The organism is Campylobacter sp. BCW_6873, assembly GCF_001762365.1.
In the GTDB taxonomy this organism is placed as follows: domain Bacteria; phylum Campylobacterota; class Campylobacteria; order Campylobacterales; family Campylobacteraceae; genus Campylobacter_D; species Campylobacter_D jejuni.
Genome location: NZ_MJWS01000050.1, coordinates 14,516 through 32,493, shown reverse-complemented (window position 1 = coordinate 32,493; position 17,978 = coordinate 14,516). Strand labels below are relative to the sequence as shown.

Annotated in this window: 20 protein-coding genes; 19 read left to right on the top strand and 1 reads right to left on the bottom strand. The window is 30.7% G+C overall.

Translation table 11 applies throughout. The features are described 5' to 3' along the window. Positions 1 to 121 precede the first annotated feature (121 nt). The 5 genes from AJ932_RS02995 (at position 122) to flgG (ending at position 5,913) form a co-directional block, all read left to right on the top strand. Positions 122 to 1,612: a peptidylprolyl isomerase gene (locus AJ932_RS02995; protein ID WP_070233211.1), complete on the top strand. Its 1,491-nt coding sequence runs from the start codon at positions 122 to 124 to the stop codon at positions 1,610 to 1,612. Then, positions 1,609 to 2,997, top strand: coding sequence for a cell division protein FtsA (gene ftsA, locus AJ932_RS02990; protein WP_074469321.1), 1,389 nt, complete (start codon positions 1,609 to 1,611; stop codon positions 2,995 to 2,997). The genes AJ932_RS02995 and ftsA overlap by 4 nt, the downstream gene beginning before the upstream one ends. A 15-nt stretch (positions 2,998 to 3,012) precedes the next feature. Then, complete coding sequence (gene ftsZ / locus AJ932_RS02985) at positions 3,013 to 4,125, top strand: cell division protein FtsZ (RefSeq protein WP_002921956.1); 1,113 nt, start codon at positions 3,013 to 3,015, stop codon at positions 4,123 to 4,125. Between the two features lie 155 nt (positions 4,126 to 4,280). Next, positions 4,281 to 5,093 (top strand): flagellar hook-basal body protein, encoded by an 813-nt coding sequence (locus tag AJ932_RS02980; RefSeq protein ID WP_002854829.1) that lies wholly within the window; start codon positions 4,281 to 4,283, stop codon positions 5,091 to 5,093. Positions 5,094 to 5,121: 28 nt separating this feature from the next. Further along, positions 5,122 to 5,913, top strand: a complete 792-nt coding sequence (gene flgG / locus AJ932_RS02975) for a flagellar basal-body rod protein FlgG (RefSeq protein WP_002852142.1) — start codon at positions 5,122 to 5,124, stop codon at positions 5,911 to 5,913. A gap of 66 nt (positions 5,914 to 5,979) precedes the next feature. Here the strand turns inward: flgG and glnA are convergent, their stop codons facing one another. Then, positions 5,980 to 7,410 carry a type I glutamate--ammonia ligase gene (glnA, locus tag AJ932_RS02970; protein WP_002854995.1) on the bottom strand — a complete coding sequence of 477 codons (1,431 nt, stop codon included), beginning with the start codon at positions 7,408 to 7,410 and terminating at the stop codon, positions 5,980 to 5,982. Positions 7,411 to 7,612: 202 nt separating this feature from the next. Here glnA and AJ932_RS02965 point away from each other — a divergent pair, with 202 nt between their 5' ends. The 14 genes from AJ932_RS02965 (at position 7,613) to trmD (ending at position 17,974) form a co-directional block, all read left to right on the top strand. Then, positions 7,613 to 8,308 carry a chemotaxis protein gene (locus AJ932_RS02965; RefSeq protein WP_002861382.1) on the top strand — a complete coding sequence of 232 codons (696 nt, stop codon included), beginning with the start codon at positions 7,613 to 7,615 and terminating at the stop codon, positions 8,306 to 8,308. Beyond that, the gene (locus AJ932_RS02960; RefSeq protein WP_044778944.1) at positions 8,305 to 9,558 is read left to right on the top strand and encodes a peptidase U32 family protein; all 1,254 of its coding nucleotides are present in this window, start codon (positions 8,305 to 8,307) and stop codon (positions 9,556 to 9,558) included. The genes AJ932_RS02965 and AJ932_RS02960 overlap by 4 nt, the downstream gene beginning before the upstream one ends. Then, positions 9,559 to 10,053, top strand: coding sequence for a 5-(carboxyamino)imidazole ribonucleotide mutase (purE, locus tag AJ932_RS02955; protein WP_002866547.1), 495 nt, complete (start codon positions 9,559 to 9,561; stop codon positions 10,051 to 10,053). It abuts the gene before it with no gap. Between the two features lie 9 nt (positions 10,054 to 10,062). Next, positions 10,063 to 10,599, top strand: coding sequence for a DUF3972 domain-containing protein (locus AJ932_RS02950; protein ID WP_002861385.1), 537 nt, complete (start codon positions 10,063 to 10,065; stop codon positions 10,597 to 10,599). A gap of 11 nt (positions 10,600 to 10,610) precedes the next feature. Further along, positions 10,611 to 11,474: a glycine--tRNA ligase subunit alpha gene (glyQ, locus tag AJ932_RS02945; protein ID WP_002861386.1), complete on the top strand. Its 864-nt coding sequence runs from the start codon at positions 10,611 to 10,613 to the stop codon at positions 11,472 to 11,474. Then, positions 11,461 to 12,186: a Nif3-like dinuclear metal center hexameric protein gene (locus AJ932_RS02940; protein WP_070278445.1), complete on the top strand. Its 726-nt coding sequence runs from the start codon at positions 11,461 to 11,463 to the stop codon at positions 12,184 to 12,186. The genes glyQ and AJ932_RS02940 overlap by 14 nt, the downstream gene beginning before the upstream one ends. A 9-nt stretch (positions 12,187 to 12,195) precedes the next feature. Next, positions 12,196 to 12,912 (top strand): zinc ribbon domain-containing protein, encoded by a 717-nt coding sequence (locus AJ932_RS02935; RefSeq protein ID WP_002861388.1) that lies wholly within the window; start codon positions 12,196 to 12,198, stop codon positions 12,910 to 12,912. After that, the gene (waaA, locus tag AJ932_RS02930; RefSeq protein WP_004305574.1) at positions 12,909 to 14,066 is read left to right on the top strand and encodes a lipid IV(A) 3-deoxy-D-manno-octulosonic acid transferase; all 1,158 of its coding nucleotides are present in this window, start codon (positions 12,909 to 12,911) and stop codon (positions 14,064 to 14,066) included. Before AJ932_RS02935 ends, waaA begins: the two co-directional genes overlap by 4 nt. Then, positions 14,047 to 14,799 carry an RluA family pseudouridine synthase gene (locus AJ932_RS02925; RefSeq protein WP_070278443.1) on the top strand — a complete coding sequence of 251 codons (753 nt, stop codon included), beginning with the start codon at positions 14,047 to 14,049 and terminating at the stop codon, positions 14,797 to 14,799. The genes waaA and AJ932_RS02925 overlap by 20 nt, the downstream gene beginning before the upstream one ends. A 67-nt stretch (positions 14,800 to 14,866) precedes the next feature. After that, positions 14,867 to 16,204, top strand: a complete 1,338-nt coding sequence (gene ffh, locus AJ932_RS02920) for a signal recognition particle protein (protein ID WP_070278441.1) — start codon at positions 14,867 to 14,869, stop codon at positions 16,202 to 16,204. A 64-nt stretch (positions 16,205 to 16,268) separates the two neighbouring features. After that, positions 16,269 to 16,496, top strand: coding sequence for a 30S ribosomal protein S16 (rpsP, locus tag AJ932_RS02915; RefSeq protein WP_002883092.1), 228 nt, complete (start codon positions 16,269 to 16,271; stop codon positions 16,494 to 16,496). Positions 16,497 to 16,498: 2 nt separating this feature from the next. Next, positions 16,499 to 16,741: a KH domain-containing protein gene (locus tag AJ932_RS02910; protein ID WP_002861392.1), complete on the top strand. Its 243-nt coding sequence runs from the start codon at positions 16,499 to 16,501 to the stop codon at positions 16,739 to 16,741. Then, entirely contained in the window at positions 16,734 to 17,273 is a 540-nt protein-coding gene (gene rimM / locus AJ932_RS02905; RefSeq protein WP_004305577.1) for a ribosome maturation factor RimM, read from the top strand. The genes AJ932_RS02910 and rimM overlap by 8 nt, the downstream gene beginning before the upstream one ends. Next, a complete protein-coding gene (gene trmD / locus AJ932_RS02900; RefSeq protein WP_004305579.1) occupies positions 17,270 to 17,974 on the top strand; it encodes a tRNA (guanosine(37)-N1)-methyltransferase TrmD in 705 nt (234 codons plus the stop codon). The genes rimM and trmD overlap by 4 nt, the downstream gene beginning before the upstream one ends. Positions 17,975 to 17,978 lie beyond the last annotated feature (4 nt).

Here is a 17,978-nt window from a genome sequence, read left to right as displayed (position 1 = left end):
TTTCATTGTAAAAATCATAAAATTTAAAGAACAAATATTTTTTGGTAAAAATTTTATAATTAAACTCCACTTAAACACTTCTACGATACAATATCTAGTTTAAATTTAATCAAGGAATGATATGCTTACTTGGATGCAACATCACAAAAAATATCTTGTTGTTACTATATGGGTTAGTACTATAGCTTTTGTTGGCGCTGGCTTTTTAGGTTGGGGTGCTTATGATTTTAATCTCAATAGAAGTTCGAGTGTTGCAACCGTAGGAAATGAAAAGATAGGTTTTAGCGAATTTGATACTAGATATAGACAAATTTTAAGTTATTATAATCAAATTAGCAATGGTGCTTTAACTCCAGAAAATGCTGAGCAACTAGGCATTAAAAATATAGCTTTAAGCTCTCTTGTTGAAGATAAGCTTTTGTTAAATTTTGCTAAAGATTTGGGTATTGGCGTAAACGAGAATGAAATTTTACAAAAACTTGCAAATACTAGAGAATTTCAAGATCCTACAGGGGATTTTAACAAAACGATTTATTATAAACTTTTAAATGCCAATAATTTAACTCCAAAAGATTATGAAACACAACTTGCAAATGAAGTAATTACCGATAAACTTAATCAAATTTTTAATATTCCTAGCAAAGATGAGGAATTAAAAATGTTAGCTTCTAGTTATTTCATGCAAGATGCTTTAAGTATTGCAAAAATTGATTATGACAAAAAAAATATTAAGATTAATGAAGAGGATTTAAAAAAGCTTTGGAATAAACATAAAGAAGATTATAAAACTAAAAAAATATATGAAATTTCAACTTATTTTTTGCCAGTTAACAATGAGAAAATTGACGACAAAGAATTAGAAAAATTTTATAATCAAGATGAAAATAAACTAAAATATAAAGATTTTGCAGGTAAAGTAATGGATTTTCAGTCTGCTAAAAATGAAGTTGCTAAAGATTACGCCTTAATGCAACTAAAGAATGTGGCTAATGCTAAATTTTTAGATTTAAAAAATGGGAAAGATAATTTTCAAAAAGATCAAAATATTAGTGAATCTGATGTTTATTATCCAATTGATCTTTTGAATAAAGCTAAAAATGGAGATGTTTTACGACCAGCACCTTATAATAACGGATATATCATAGTTAAACTAAATAAAGTAGATCCTATAAGAAATAAAACTTTTGAAGAAGCTAGAGAAGAAGTTTTACCTATGTATTTAAGCGAACAAGCTAGAAAAAATTTAGAAGAAAAAGCCAAAAATAGTTTAATAAATTTTAAAGGCGATGATATAGGCTTTGTAAGTCGAGATAGTTCTCGCGAGAGTGTAAAGCCTAGTGATAAGATATTAAATGATTCTGAATTTGCTTATTTTTTAATGAATGTATTTAATACTGATCAAAATAGTTCTTATGTGATCATTAATGACAATAAAGCAATATTATATAAAATAAATAAACAAAAATTAGATATGAACTCCGATAAATTTGAACAATACAAAACTATGCTTGAACAAAATTTGCGAAATTTAAAAGCAAATGAGCTTAAGCAAGAACTTGTTGATGAACTTAAAAAGATATATCCGATAAAAATTTATTATAAAGGGAATTGATTTTGAATATATTAGGAATTGACTTAGGCTCAACCCAGACTTGTGCCATTATTGCTCAAAAAGATGAAGATGGATTAAAAATTATTGGTTTTTCCAAGTCGAAAACCAACGGGGTTAAAAAAGGTGCCATTACCAATATAGAGCTTGCTTCTAAATCTATTGAAGAAGCTGTTAGAAGTGCTGAGATGATGAGCGGAGTTCATTATGATAAGGTTGTGGTGTCTATATCAGGTGCTTATACTAAAAGCGTTGATAGCATAGGTGTTGTTAATATTCCAAATCATGAAATAGGCATTAAAGAAATTCATCGTGCTGTAAGTACAGCTAAGCATACTGCCAATCTACCAAGTGGTTATGAAATTATCCATGTTTTGCCTTATAATTTTAAGGTTAATGATCTTGAACATGTTGATGATCCTTTGGGAATGAGTGGCAATCGTTTAGAAGTTTCAACCCATATAGTGATTTCACAAGAATCTCATATTAAAAATCTTAAGAAAGCAGTTGAATTAGCTGATTTAAGAGTGGATAATATAGTTCTTTCAGGATATGCTTCAGCTATAGCTTGTTTAGATGATAGCGAAAAGGAATTAGGTGCTGTTTTGATTGATATGGGTGGAGCGATTTGTGATATGGTTGTTCATACTGGAAATTCAATTAGATATAATGATTGTTTGCAAATTGGCTCGATTAATATCACCCAAGATTTATCAATGGCATTGCATACACCTTTAAAAGAAGCAGAAAAAATCAAGCTTAATTATGCAGCTCTTTCACAACAGCCTAATACCCTTATACAAATTCCTTCAATGGGTGATGAAAGAAAGGTTAATGAAGTTTCTTTGGATATTATTTCAAACGTAATTTATGCAAGAGCGGAAGAAACTTTGATGATTTTGGCAAAAATCTTAAGTGATAATCGTTATGCCAATGCTATAGGCGGTGGAGTTGTTTTAACAGGTGGAATGACTAAGTTAGCAGGTATTGATGAGCTAGCTCCTGCAACATTTGATAATCGCTCAGTTAGACTGGCTACTGCAAGAAAAGATTTGATTACTGGTTTTAGTGAAATTTTTAATGATCCTGAAAATACTTGTGCTATAGGACTTTGTTTATATGGAGCGGGGTATTTTACGCCTTATGAACTTGATTCTAATGAAAAATTAAGATATAAAGGGGAAATTGAAAATTTTAATCGTCAAATTAAACAAGATATTGTTTTACAAAAAGATGCAGAAAGTGAAATAAAATCTGATTTTTTTGATGAAAATTTGCAAGAAAATGATACAATTGCAATACAAGAACAATTAGATTTTAAAGAGCCAAAAGAAAAAAAACCTAGCGTTTTTTCAAATATCTGGCATAAAATTATGAATCAATTTTAACAAGGAGAAATTTTTATGAGTGAATTTTTAGTAGAAGAAATGCAACATAATAAAGGTGCAAAAATTAAGGTTATAGGCTGCGGTGGCGGTGGCGGTAATATGATCAACCATATGGTTAAAATGGGATTAAATGATCTTGATTTAATTGCAGCAAATACTGATGCACAAGCTATTTCAATTTCATTAGCAAAAACTAAAATTCAACTTGGCGAGAAAAAAACTAAAGGTTTAGGCGCTGGTATGCTTCCTGAAGTAGGTGCAGAAAGCGCTAGAGAAAGTTTTGAGGAAATAAAAGCAAGTCTTAGTCAAAGTGATATTGTATTTATTGCTTCAGGTTTTGGTGGAGGTACTGGAACGGGTGCCACTCCAGTTATTGCACAAGCAGCTAAAGAGATTGGAGCTTTAACTGTTTCTGTTGTAACTATGCCTTTTGCATTTGAAGGAAAACAAAGAAAAAAACTTGCTGAAAGCGGTCTCCTTGAGCTTAAAAAAGAAAGTGATTCTATTCTTGTAATTCAAAATGAAAAATTATTGAGCATTATTGATAAAAAAGCAGGCATTAAAGATGCTTTTAGATTGGTTGATGATATTTTAGCTCGTGCTGTAAAAGGTATGGTGTCTATCTTGCTTGATAATGGAGATATTAATGTTGACTTTGCGGATGTAAGAACCATCATGAGTCACCGCGGACTCGCACTTATGGGTGTTGGTAGTGCTAGTGGTGAAAATGCTATAGAAGAGGCTCTTTCAAACGCTATAGAATCTCCTTTGCTTGATGGAATGGATATTAAGGGTGCCAAGGGAGTTATCTTGCATTTTAAAACAAGTTCTAATTGCTCTTTGTTTGAAATTTCGGCAGCAGCAAATAGTATACAAGAAATTGTTGATGAAAATGCTAAGATTATTTTTGGTTCTACCACAGATGATAGCATGGAAGATAGAGTTGAAGTAACTATTATTGCAACAGGATTTGAAGATAAAGATACAGTAGCTAAAAAATCTACCGAAGAAGCTCAAGCTTCTAGGAAAAATCCTTATTTAAGTCTTAAAAAGGTAAGCGGTGGTTATGATGAAGAGATAATGGCGCAAATTGAAACACCAACTTTCTTGCGTCGTCAAATGGATTAAAATTGATTTTTAAAGCAAGATTGAGTCAAATCTTGCTTTTTGTAATTTAAAACTCTCTTCTAATAATCTTTCAAATATTTATTTTTCTTTGTTTTTAAAAGTTGGAACACTCTTTGCTTTTATAGCTATAAAATCTTAATTTTATAGGTGAAAATATGCAAAATGGATATTATCAAGCAACTGGCGGAATGGTAACTCAGTTTAATAAACTTGATGTGATTACTAATAATCTTGCCAATATTAATACAAGTGGATACAAAAGAGATGATGTGGTTATTGCAGATTTTAAAAGGATTTTTAAAGAAACTCAGGATGAGTTGCCTATAGAAAATCACACAAGAGATGCATCTCGTTTTGTAAATACTACAATAGATGGAATCCCACAAGTTTCTCAAGAATATACGGATTTTAGCCTAGGTTCTTTAAAAGCCACAAACAATCCTTTGGATTTGGCAATGACTAGAGAAGATGCTTTTTATTTGGTTCAAACCAAAGATGGAGAAGTAAGATTAACTAAAGATGGAAATTTTCAACTTGATGATGAGGGTTATTTGGTAAATAAGCAAGGATACAAGGTATTAAGTAGTGATTATTTTAATAATCCTCAGAATGCTGGCATACGCATTCCTAATGGTGCTGTTCAAATTAGCGTTGATAAAAACGGAAGCATTGAGGTTGATGGAGCTCAAAATGCAAGATTATTTGTAGCACAAGTAGATGATATAAGAGCTTTGCAAAAAGATGGGGATAATGTCTATAAAATAGATGATCTAACCCGCATTAGAGATTTGGAAAACTCCAATGCTATTCGCCAAGGTTTTTCTCAGGGATCAAATGTTAATCCAGTTACTGAAATGGTAGGACTGATTGAAGCAAACAGAATGGTAGAAATGTATCAAAAAGTTATGACAGCTCATATGGATGACTTAAATCAAGAAGCTATCAATAAGCTTGCAGCTGTTAAATAATTTAAAATAAAATAAAAAAGGATTAAAAATGATGAGATCACTTCATACTGCTGCTACGGGAATGGTAGCGCAGCAAACACAAATTGATGTTACTTCAAATAACATCGCTAATGTTAATACAGCAGGTTTTAAGAAAAGTCGCGCAGAATTTGCTGATCTTATGTATCAAGTTATGAAGTATGCAGGAACTTCAACTTCAGCTACTACTCTTTCTCCTTCGGGTATAGAAGTGGGTGTGGGTGTGCGTCCAACAGCGGTAACTAAAGTTTTTACTGAAGGAAATTTAAAATCAACAAGTACTGATGGTCTTGATATGGCTATTGCAGGTAATGGGTTTTTTCAAATACAACTTCCTGATGGCACTATAGGATATACTAGAAATGGGCAATTTACAAAAGATAATGAAGGCAATATTGTAAATTCAGATGGTTATAGACTTTTACCTGAAATGACAATACCTGAAGGCGCAACAGCAATTAATGTTGCTACAGATGGAACCGTTTCTGTAATGCTACCAGGGGAGCAACAAGAAACTCAAATTGGCCAAGTGGAGCTAGTTCAGTTTATAAATCCAGCGGGTCTTCATTCTATGGGTGATAATCTTTATCTTGAAACAGGAGCAAGTGGTGCACCTGTTGCGGGTATAGCAGGACAAGATGGACTTGGAACAATAAGACATGGATTTATAGAACTTAGTAATGTTCAGCTTGTTGAAGAAATGACAGATCTTATCACAGGACAAAGGGCTTATGAAGCGGGTTCTAAGGCAATTACAACAAGTGATGATATGCTAGGAATTGTAAATCAGCTTAAGCGATAGTTGATATAAAATAAATAATTTTTAATTCTTTTTTTAGTTTAATGGCGTGTAAACGCCATTAAATTTTTAGCAAGAGTAGCAAGTTTTAAATTCATAAGCAGTTGGACGAGCTTCTACTGGCCAAACTTGTGTTTCAAATTTTAAATGCTGATAGTCATCGATAAAAATATCGCTCATTACAGGTTTTAAATAAGAATTATGTCGGATTAAAGCTTCTAAACTTCCTCTTAGAGTATGTGGTAATTGCTCTATCCCTTTTTCACGTATTTCATCCAGAGTAAGATCAAATAAATTTTCATCCATAGGACCTACAGGAATGGTTTTATTTTTGATTCCATCAAGACCTGCCATTAAAAGACTAACAAAAGCTAAATAAGGATTAGCAGTGCTATCAGGGAAGCGAATTTCTATACGAGCTGAATTTTTACCTATGCCATAAGGAACGCGACAACTTGCTGATCTGTTTTGACAAGAATAAGTTAAAATACAAGGAGCTTCAAAGCCAGGAACTATTCTTTTGTAAGAGTTGGAACTTGGATTTGTAAAAGCTGCGACACTTCTAGCATTTTTTAAAATTCCACCTATATAATTTATAGCAGTTTGACTAAGTCCACTGTATCCATCTTTATCGTAAAATAAATTTACCCCATCTTTCCATAAGCTCATATGAACATGCATACCATTGCCATTATCTCCGTATAAAGGTTTTGGCATAAAAGTGGCAGTTTTGCCATTTAAATGAGCTACCATTTTTACAACATATTTATAAATTTGAACATTGTCAGCTGCTTCTACAAGCGTGCCAAAATTTACTCCTATTTCAGCTTGTCCTTGTGCAACTTCATGATGATGAACAAAAGTTTTAAGACCTACTTTTTCAAGGGTTTGAACCATTTCAGAACGAATATCTACTAAAGAATCAATTGGCTGAACTGGAAAATATCCACCTTTGTTTCTTGGCCTGTGTCCAGTATTGTAGCTATCGGTAAATTCTCTATCATCATTCCACTCTCCTTCTTCGGTATCAACTTCATACTTAGAACAATGAGTAGTATCAACTATTTTTACACTATCAAAAACAAAGAATTCATTTTCTGGTCCAAAGTAAGCAGTATCAGCTATGCCACTATTTTTAAGGTGTTCCATTGCTTTTTTTGCTATGCTTCTTGGACATTTTTCATACATTTGTCCTTTGTAAATATCATACACATCACAAAATACTATGATAGTAGGATCAGCTGTAAAAGGATCTAAAAAAGCACTTTGAGCATCAGGTTTTAAAATCATATCTGATTTTTCTATAGGTTGCCATCCGTGGATTGAGCTTCCATCAAATGGAATGCCAGTTTGAAATGTTTCTTCATTGATTGCATGAAGATTATAGGTAATATGATGCCAAGTTCCTATCATATCTGTAAAACGAAAATCAACAAAAAGCACTTCATTTTGTTTGCAAAATTTGAAAAAATCATCTATATTATTAACAAATTTTCCCATATTTTTACTCCTTTATGTAATTAAATTTATAAAATTATATCATAAAATTTTTAATTAAGATTTAATTAATATATTTTTTTTAATAAATTTAAAAATTTAATTTAAAAAGATTAAAAAATAAAAATTTATATTTTTGTTTTAGATAAAATTGATTATAATTTTGAGCAATTATTGAAAATCTAGATTTAAAAAAGGGAAAAAAATGACTCAAGAAGAGCTTGATGCTTTGATGAATGGTGATGTTGATCTTGATTCAGAGACAGAAGCAGAGATAAAAACCGAAGAATCGAATACCGAAGAAGATGCTTTGATGTTAGAAGATGTCAAAATAGCTGATTACAAACCTAATCCTAGTGTAGTATGGCCACCACCCCCACCAAATCAGGAGCATAAAGTTGTACATCAGTTAGATGATGTTACAAAAGATAGCGAGCTTAAAGCAACGGAAATGATGGATAAGCTTGAAAGTATTAATAATTTCTTTGCGGATTCTGAAAGTTTACTCAAAGAAATAAATAAAGCAATAGAAAAAAATATTGATATTTTTTCCAAACTTAATGAAAAATTTCCTAATGTGGAAAGTTTCAGTGAAGCTTTAGAATTAAACAATCAAGCTAAAAAAAGTTCTAAGGAGATTGTCGGAAATCTTCAAAGCGGACAAGATGAAGTGATGATGGCAATGGATGCAATGCAGTATCAAGATATACATCGTCAAAAAATCGAACGTGTTATTAATGTAATGCGTGCTTTAAGCCGCTATATGAGTTCTTTATTTGAAGGTAAAATTGATGATAAAAAACGTGTAAGTTCTGCAGTGCATATTGAAGGTGATAGTACTGCTGATGTTGTAAGTAATGATGATATAGAAGCTTTAATTGCAAGTTTAGGGCAAAAATGATCATTCCTGAAATAGTAGCTCCTGCAGGAAATTTCACAAAATTAAAAATTGCTTTAGCTTATGGCGCAGATGCGGTTTATGCGGGTGTGAATAATTTTTCTTTAAGATCGCGCACTGCAAGAGAATTTAATTATGAAAGTTTTGAAGAAGCTATCAAATATACTCATGAGCGTGGTAAGAAAATTTATGTTACTTTAAATGGTTTTCATTTAAGCTCTCAAATTGAAGGCTTAAAAAGACATATATTAAAATTACGTGAGATGAAACCCGATGCTTTTATTGTAGCTTCTGTTGGAACTATGCGTCTTGTTAAAGAGCTTGCACCTGAAATTTCTTTACATGTTTCTACTCAGGCGAATATTTTAAATTATTTAGATGCTCAAGTTTATAAGGATATGGGCGCTAAAAGGGTTGTAATTGCGAGAGAATTAGGGCTTAAAGATGCTAAAGCTTTAAAAGAAAATTGCGATATTGAACTTGAAGCCTTTGTGCATGGTTCTATGTGTTTTGCTTATTCTGGGCGTTGTTTAATAAGCTCTGTGCAAAGTGGAAGAATGAGTAATCGTGGATCTTGTGCAAATGATTGCAGATTTAATTATGAGCTTTATGCTAAAAATCCAGAAAATGGTACTTTATTTCGTTTAGAAGAAGATGAAAATGGTACTCATGTTTTTAATTCCAAAGATTTAAATCTTTGTTCTTATATAGAAAAAATCATGCAAGAAAATTGTATCAGTGCTTTTAAGATAGAAGGACGCACCAAAAGCGAATATTATGTTGCGCTTACAACAAGAACTTATAAAATGGCTATACAGGATGTTTTAGAGGGTAAGTTTGAGTCAAACAAGTATGAAAAAGAGATTGCTACGCTTAAGAATCGTGGTTTTACAGATGGCTATCTTGTTTCGCGTCCTTTAGAAAAAACCGACACACAAAATCATAATACAAGCATAGAAGAAGGCTCTCATCAAGTGCATGCTATAAGCGAAGATGGAAGCTTTTTTAAATGCAAAGGAAAAATCGTTTTAAACACGCCTTATGAAATTTTAGCTCCTTTAGGCGATGTGATTCAAACTTGTGACAATGAACTAGGTAAAATTTATCAAAAAGAGGATAAATATTTTATAGAGTTTAAAAAACTCATTGCTAAAAACAATAAAGAATTTAGTGAAATTCATAGCGGTAATGAACATGAAATTCAATTACCAAGTAAAATCAGTGTATTAAGTTTTTTAAGAAAGGAAATATAGATGAATTTTGTTTCTATTTTAATGGGAAGCAAGAGTGATTATGAGACTATGAAAGAGGCTGCTAAAACTTTAGAAAGTTTTGGGGTAAAGTATGAACTTATTATCTCATCAGCTCATCGTAGCCCAAAAAGAACAAAAGAGTATATTGCAAATGCTGAAGAAAAAGGTGCGAAAGTTTTTATAGCAGCAGCTGGAATGGCAGCGCATTTGGCTGGAGCTGTTGCAGCTTATACCACAAAACCTGTTTTAGGAGTGCCTATGCCAGGAAGTAATCTTGCAAGTATGGATTCTTTGTTTTCTACGGTGCAAATGCCTAGTGGAATTCCTGTAGGAACTTTAGCTATTGGTAAGGCTGGAGCAATCAATGCTGCTTATTTGGCTATGCAAATTTTAGCTATTTATGATGTTGATTTAGCACAAAAACTTAAAGAAGATCGTCTTGAAAAAGAAAAAAAACTTGTATCTGATTCAAAAGAAGTAGAAGTTTTATTATAAGGGATAAAAATGCAAACCTATCTTGAACTTGAAGAATTTTGTAAACTTGTGCATTTAAATGAAGATGTGGTTAAAGGTATGATGGCTAATGGGGCTTTAAATTTTAAAGAAGAAGAGGGTAAAATTTACATCGAAGCTCATCAAGGTACTTTTAGTGTGGTGCCTAGTGCTGCAAAATCTCAACCTGCAATGGTAAATTCAATGACTTTAGCAGGGGAAAGTTTTGTTGAAAAAACAATAGGAACTATTTTAAATTTACATGAAAAAGTTTTAGATGCTAAAGATGAAACACTTGAAGCATTAAAAAATGAGAATAAATTTTTAAAAGATGCTCTTTATTCTATGCAAGAACTTTATGATGAAGATAGAAAAACTATAGAAACCTTAAACAATGAGTTAAAACATGCGCGTGAAGAGATAGAATTTCTCAAGCGTAAATATAAATTAATGTGGAGTAAAACTGCAGAAATTTTTGGAGCTAAGACAGAGCCTGATTTGGAAATGAATAAAAATTTAGAAAAACCTATTGAAAATATGGAACAATAAAGAGAGATGCAATGACTTTTTCGCAAATGATACTTAATTTACAAAATTATTGGCAAGAGCAAGGTTGTGCGATTATGCAACCTTATGATATGCCAGCAGGTGCAGGAACCTTTCATCCGGCAACTTTTTTAAGAAGCTTAGGAAAAAAACCCTGGGCAGCTGCTTATGTGGCTCCAAGTAGAAGGCCTACTGATGGACGTTATGGTGAAAATCCTAATCGCTTAGGTGCTTATTATCAATTTCAAGTTTTGATTAAACCTAGTCCTGATAATATCCAAGAATTATATCTTAAAAGTCTTGAAAATTTGGGTTTTGATTTAAAAAGTCATGATATTCGTTTTGTTGAAGATAATTGGGAGAGTCCAAGTTTGGGTGCTTGGGGTTTAGGCTGGGAAGTATGGCTTGATGGTATGGAAGTTACTCAATTTACTTATTTTCAGCAAGTTGGCGGTATAGCAGTAGATTTAGTAAGTGCTGAAATTACCTATGGTCTTGAAAGAATAGCCATGTATCTTCAAAATGTTGATAATGTTTATGATATAGTTTGGAGTGAATTTAATGGAGAAAAAATTAAATACGCAGATGTGCATAAGCAAAGTGAATATGAATTTAGTAAATACAATTTTGAAGTAAGTGATGTTAAAATCTTGAATGAGCAGTTTGAAAATTCTTACAAAGAATGTAAAAATATTTTAGAACAAGGACTAGCTTTACCTGCTTATGATTATTGTATGCTTGCTGCACATACTTTTAATCTTTTAGATGCAAGAGGAGCAATTTCTGTAGCACAAAGACAAGATTATATGTTAAAAATTCGTGAGCTTTCAAAAAATTGTGCTGAAATTTATAAGAAAAATTTAAATGAAACTGAGTGAAATTTATAATTTTTTAGATCAATTAAGTCCTTTTAATACTCAAGAATCATGGGATAATAGTGGAATTTTGCTTGGAGATAAGGATAGCGAAATTTCAACTATTTATTTAAGTTTAGATATTGATGAAAATATCATTAAACAAGCGAGTGAAAATTCTTTAATTATCACACACCATCCTTTAATATTTAAAGGTTTAAAAGATTTATATGACAAAACTTATCCTAGGGCTTTTGTTAAAGAAATGATTTGTAAAAATATTTCTTTAATCAGTATGCATACAAATTATGATTTAAGTCATTTAAATACTTATTTTACGAAAGAAATTTTAGGTTTTAAAATTTCTTTTAAAGACGAATTTTTGATTTATGTAGAAAATTTTATGTCTTTTGAAGCTTTGTGTGACCGGGTGAAAAAAAAGTTAAATTTACAAATTTTACGTGTAAGCGATTGTGGTAAAAAAGACATTAAGCGTATTGCTATATGTACTGGAAGTGGTGGAGATTTAATTTCTAAAGTAGATGCGGATTGTTTTTTAAGTGGAGATTTTAAATATCATCAAGCTTTAGAGGCGCTTAGTAATCAAATCAGTCTTATTGATTTGGGTCATTTTGAAAGTGAGAGATATTTTTCTCAATGTTTAGCAAAAGACTTGAAAAATTTGCCGCTACAAGTTATAATAACAGTTTCAAAAAATCCATTTCAATATTTTTAAGGAAAATAAATGAATAAATATCTTGAACAATTAGTGCTTTTATCAAAAATAGATCAAGAGATTGATAGTTATGAACCAAAAATAGACAGTATTAATAAGACTTTAAAAGATGCTGAGTTAAAAATAGGAAAAATCAACACAGATTTAGAAAAAATTGATGAAGAAATCAAAGATATAGAAAATCAAAAAGTACAAAACAATGCTCATATTTCCGAGTTTTCAGCAAAAATTAAAGATCTTTCTAAAAAAAGTGGTGCGGTAAAAACAGAAAAAGAAGCTAATGCTTTAAAAATTGAAGAAGATATCGCAAAAGAGCAATTAGACGCTGCAAATGACGAGATTGTAAGACTAGATAAAATTTTAGAGAATAAAGAAACTTATAAAAAAGAACTCGAAGAAGAAAAAATCAAACAAGAGCAAAATATTAACGAGATTAGAGTAAGTATTAAATCTGAAATGGAAGTTCTTGAAAAAGATAGAATGAGTGTTTATGATAAAAAAACTAAACTTGTGAGTGAGATGAATCAAAAAGTTTTAAGTTTTTATGAGAAAATTCGCAAATGGGCGAAGAATACTGCTGTAGTTCCTGTTAAAAAACAAGCATGCTATGGATGTTTTATGAAAATTTACGATAAGACTTATCTGTCCGTTGTAAAAGGTGAAGAGATTGTAACTTGTCCTCATTGCGGAAGAATTCTTTATAAAGAGCAAGAAGAACAAAATTGATCTTTTTTTATTATTTTTTAACTTGGACGGCATTTTTATTTTGTGCCGTCTTTATTCTTTTGCTTTCTTTTTTAAAATCCAAATACAAAATTAGTTTAAAATCTCGATTTTTTCTTTATAAAAATTTACATCAAGAAAAAGCTGATGTACATTTTCATGCTTGTTCTTACGGGGAGGTAAGAAGTATTAAAGCTTTGGTTTTGAAATTTGATTCAAGAATAACTACTATTACTCAAACAGGTTTTGAATGTGCAAAAGAATTTTGTAAAAAGGTAAATTATCTTGCTTTTGAAAATTTTTTGCCTTTTTGGTTTAATCCTTGTAAGGTTTTGGTAATTTTTGAAGCAGAATATTGGCTTATGCTTGTTTTTATGGCACGTATTTATAAGGCTAAGATTATTTTGCTTAATGCGAGAATATCTGATAAATCTTATCATTCTTATCAAAAATTTTCTTTTTTTTATAAAAAAATTTTTTCTTATATTGATGAAGTTTTTGCTCAAAGTGAATTAGATAAAGTAAGACTTGAAAGTTTGGGAGCTAAAAATGTTAAAATTTTTAAAAATATTAAGGCAAATTTAGAAATTAAAAATAATAAAATTTATACCAAACCTAAGGAAAAACTTATCATTTTTGCTAGTACTCATAAAGATGAAGAAGAGCTTTTACTTGATCATTTTAAACTAGAAGAAAATGAAAAACTCATTATCGCCCCACGACACCCTGAGCGTTTTAAAGAAGTTGAAAATTTACTTTTAAACAAAGGTTTAGAATTTGAAAAATTTAGTTCTTTAAAAGATGAAAATAAGAAATTTTCTAAAAAAATTTTACTTTTAGATACTTTAGGGGAGCTTGTAAATTTTTATGCAATTTCTGATGTTGTTGTGCTTGGAGGTTCTTTCATAGAAGGTATAGGAGGACATAATCCTATAGAAGTGGCATATTTTGACAATGTATTAATCAGCGGGAAATTTATTCACAATCAAAAGGCTTTGTTTGAAGAAGTAGAAAATGTATATTTTTGTGAAAATTTAAAAGATTTAAATGATAAAATCCATTATTTAAATTTAAAAGCTAAAATTTCCAAAAAAGAAAATTTAGATCTTATCATGCAAACTATACAAAAGGGAATTGATGCAAGAAAAAGCTTATAAACTCTTAGCTTTGCAAGAAAAAATTTCAAATCGTGAAGCTAAAGATTTGATTGATAAGGGTTGTGTTTTTTCACATGGAAAAAAAGTTGTGGTTGCTAGAGCTTTGATGAACGATAAGGCAAGATTTAATGTGATAAAAACCAAAAATCCTCAAATTATTTTTGAAGATGATAAGATTATTGCTATTAATAAACCTTACGCTTATGTGAGTGAAGACTTGGAGAAAAAATTTAATGCCAAGCTTTTAAATCGTTTAGACAAAGAAACAAGCGGTGTGATTTTGCTTTGCAAAGATGAAGATTTTAGAAAGCTTTGTATAGAAGAATTTAAAAAACACAGAGTTTATAAAAGTTATATTGCGGTTTTAGATGGGGTTTTGGCTGAAGAGGTTGAAGTGAATGAGCCTATTTTTACCATAAAAGCAAAATGTGGAGCATTAAGTAAAGTTTCAAAAGATGGTTTAAGTGCCTTAAGTATCATTACTCCTATTATGTTGCAGTCAAAAAAAACCTTAGCAAAAATAGTCATTCAAACAGGTAGAACTCATCAAATCAGAGTGCATACTAAATTTATAAAACATGGCGTTGTAGGTGATGAAAAATATGCTAAAATTTCAAGCGATAGAATGTATTTACATAGTTATGAAATTAAAATTTTTGATTATTATTTTAAGGCTGAGCTAGATAATAGTTTTGCAAAAGTTGGCTTTGAGATAAAAAATTTAGATTTTTAAAGCCATTTAAGAAAAAATTTTGTATAATGCAAGGTTTAATTTAAAAATTTTATAGAAAGGTGATAAAGTGTTTGAGTTAGTTAGCGAATCTTTTAAATCAGCGATTAATAAATTACGTTTTGTTGATGATGAAAAAGCACTTAAGAACGCTTTAGAAACCTTAAAAAAAACTCTTTTAAAAGCAGATGTTCACCATAAGGTAACTAAAGAGCTTTTGACTTCGATAGAAGAAGATGTAAAGCAAAACGGAATAGGTCAAAAACAATTTTTAAATGCCATTAAAGTAAATTTAGAAAATATTTTAAGTGTCAATGGCAAAAATCAAGGTTTTGTTTTTGCTTCTAAACCCCCGACAGTAGTTCTAATGGCAGGTTTGCAAGGGGGCGGTAAGACTACAAGCACTATCAAACTTGCAAATTATTTAAAATTACGCAATAAAAAAGTTTTAGTTGCAGCTTGTGATTTACAGCGTTTAGCGGCAGTGGAGCAGCTAAGACAACTTTGTGAAGCTAATGAAATTGAACTTTTCTTCATAGAAAATGAAAAAGATCCTATTAGGGTTGCTAAAGAGGCTTTAAAAAAGGCTGAAAGTTCTATAGTGGATGTTTTGCTTGTGGATACTGCTGGGCGTTTGGCTATAGATGAGACTTTGATGAATGAATTAAAAGCAGTTAAGGATGTTTTAAATCCTGATGAGATTTTCTATGTTGCTGATGCAATGAGTGGTCAAGATGGGGTTAAGACTGCGGCTAGTTTTAATGAAGTTTTAGGTATCAGCGGGGTAATTTTATCAAAATTTGATGCAGATACTAAAGGTGGAGTAGCCTTAGGTATAGCAAAACAAATCGGTATTCCTTTAAGATTTATTGGTGTAGGTGAAAAAGTAGCAGATTTAGAAGTTTTTATACCAGATCGCATAGTAAGTCGTATCATGGGCAAGGGTGATTTGGCTACTTTAGCTGAAAAAACTGCTGCAGTGATTGATGAAAAAGAAGCTAAAAAACTCAATCAAAAAATCAAAAAAGGTGAATTTAATTTTAATGATTTTCTTAACCAAATGGAAAGTATTAAAAAATTAGGAAGCATGAAGTCTTTAATCGGTATGATACCAGGGCTTGGCGGAATGGCAAATGCGGTAAAAGATATAGATTTGGATAATTCTAAAGAGATTATACATATTAAGGCAATGATTTCTTCAATGACTCCAAAAGAAAGAGAAAATCCTGATTTGTTAAATAATGCTAGAAAACGTCGTATAGCAGAGGGAGCAGGTCTTTCTCAGGTAGAAGTCAATCGTTTTTTAAAACAATTTAGTAATGCAGCAAAACTTGCAAAAAGATTTTCAGGCAAAAAAGGAATGGAGAATTTGACACAAATGATGAGCCAAGCTAGAAGACAATTTTAAATTTTATTTATAAATACTTTTTATAGTATCTATAAATAAAATTTTTAATTTTTAAGGAGTATAAATGACAGTTATTAGACTTACAAGAATGGGTAGAACTAAAAGACCATTTTATCGTATTGTGGTTACAGACAGTAGAAAACGTCGCGATGGTGGTTGGATAGAAAGTATTGGATATTATAATCCTATGGTAGAACCTGAGGTAATTAAAGTTGATGCAGAGCGTTTAGCTTATTGGAAAAGTGTTGGTGCAAAACTTAGCGATAAAGTTACTTCTATCACTAGCAAATAATCATGGTAGAGAATTTTCTTAGGGAATACGCAAAATTAATTGCAGATTATCCTGAACAGATTAACACTCAAAAAATTGAATTAAGTGAAAATTTTTTTGAGATTGTTCTTTTTGCACATAAGGTTGATACAGGTAAGCTTATAGGTAAAAATGGAAAAATGATCAATGCTATAAAAACCGTAATCTCTGCTTATAAGAGCAAGGATGCAAGTTCTTATAGGGTAACGGTAAAAGCACTTGAGTGAAAAAGATTTTGTTCAAGTTGCAAAACTTGGTAAAACTGTGGGTCTTAAGGGTTATGTAAAATTGCATAACCTGAGCGACTTTTCTTCTCAATTTAAAAAAGATGCTACCTTTTTTATAAAAAATACCAAAGAAATATTAAAGATTAAGCATTATAATGCAAGCAATTCTACTGTTTTATTTGAGAATTATGAAGATATAGAAAAAGCTAAAGAATTAACCAATCTTATTCTTTTTCAGAGTATCGAGAAAAGCAGACAAACTTGTAAATTAAAAAAAGATGAGTTTTTTTATTTTGATATTTTAGAGTGTGAAGTTTTTGAAGAAGATAAAAGATTAGGTAAAGTTGTTGATATCTTGGAAATTGGAGCTTCTTATTTATTTGAAATTCAAAGTGATGAAAAATGGGTGAATAAAAAATATTCTAAAATATTTTTTATTCCGTATCTAGATAAATTTGTTAAAAATATAGATATAGAAAAACGACAGATTTTTTGCACGCAAGATGCTTTTTTAATTTTAGAAAATTCATGAAATTTAGTTTCGTTTCTTTATTCCCTAATCTTATGAAATTTTACTTTCAGGATTCTATACTTGCAAGAGCAAAAGAAAAAAAACTTTTCAAACTTAATTTTTATAACCCAAGAGATTTTTCTAAAAATTCTTATCATAAAGTCGATGATTATAAAATAGGTGGTGGAGCTGGACTTTTGATGCAAGTTGAACCTATGTATGAGGTGTTAAAAAGTATTCAAGAAAAAAAAGAAAATCCCTATTTTATTTTTTTAAATCCAAGTGGTAAAACTTTTAATCAAAAAGACGCCAAACGCTTAAGTAAAAAAGAACACATAGTTTTTGTATGTGGGCGCTATGAAGGTATAGATGAAAGAGTGCTTGAAATTTTTGCGAATGAAGTTTTTAGCATAGGGGATTTTATTTTAACAGGAGGAGAATTACCTGCGCTTGTAATGTGTGATGCGATTTTAAGAAATGTTAACGGGGTTTTAGGGAATATGGAAAGTTTGGAAGAAGAAAGCTTTGAAAATAATTTACTCGAAGCACCTGCTTTTTCAAAACCTTTTATTTTTGAGAAAAAAAATCAAAAATTTTATACTCCTTCAGAGTTTTTAAAGGGTAATCACGCTAGAATTGCAAGTTTAAAAACTACTTTGGCGTCTTGCAAAACGAAATTTTTTCGTCCAGATTTATTTTTAGAGCATGAACGCAAAAAATAAGGGA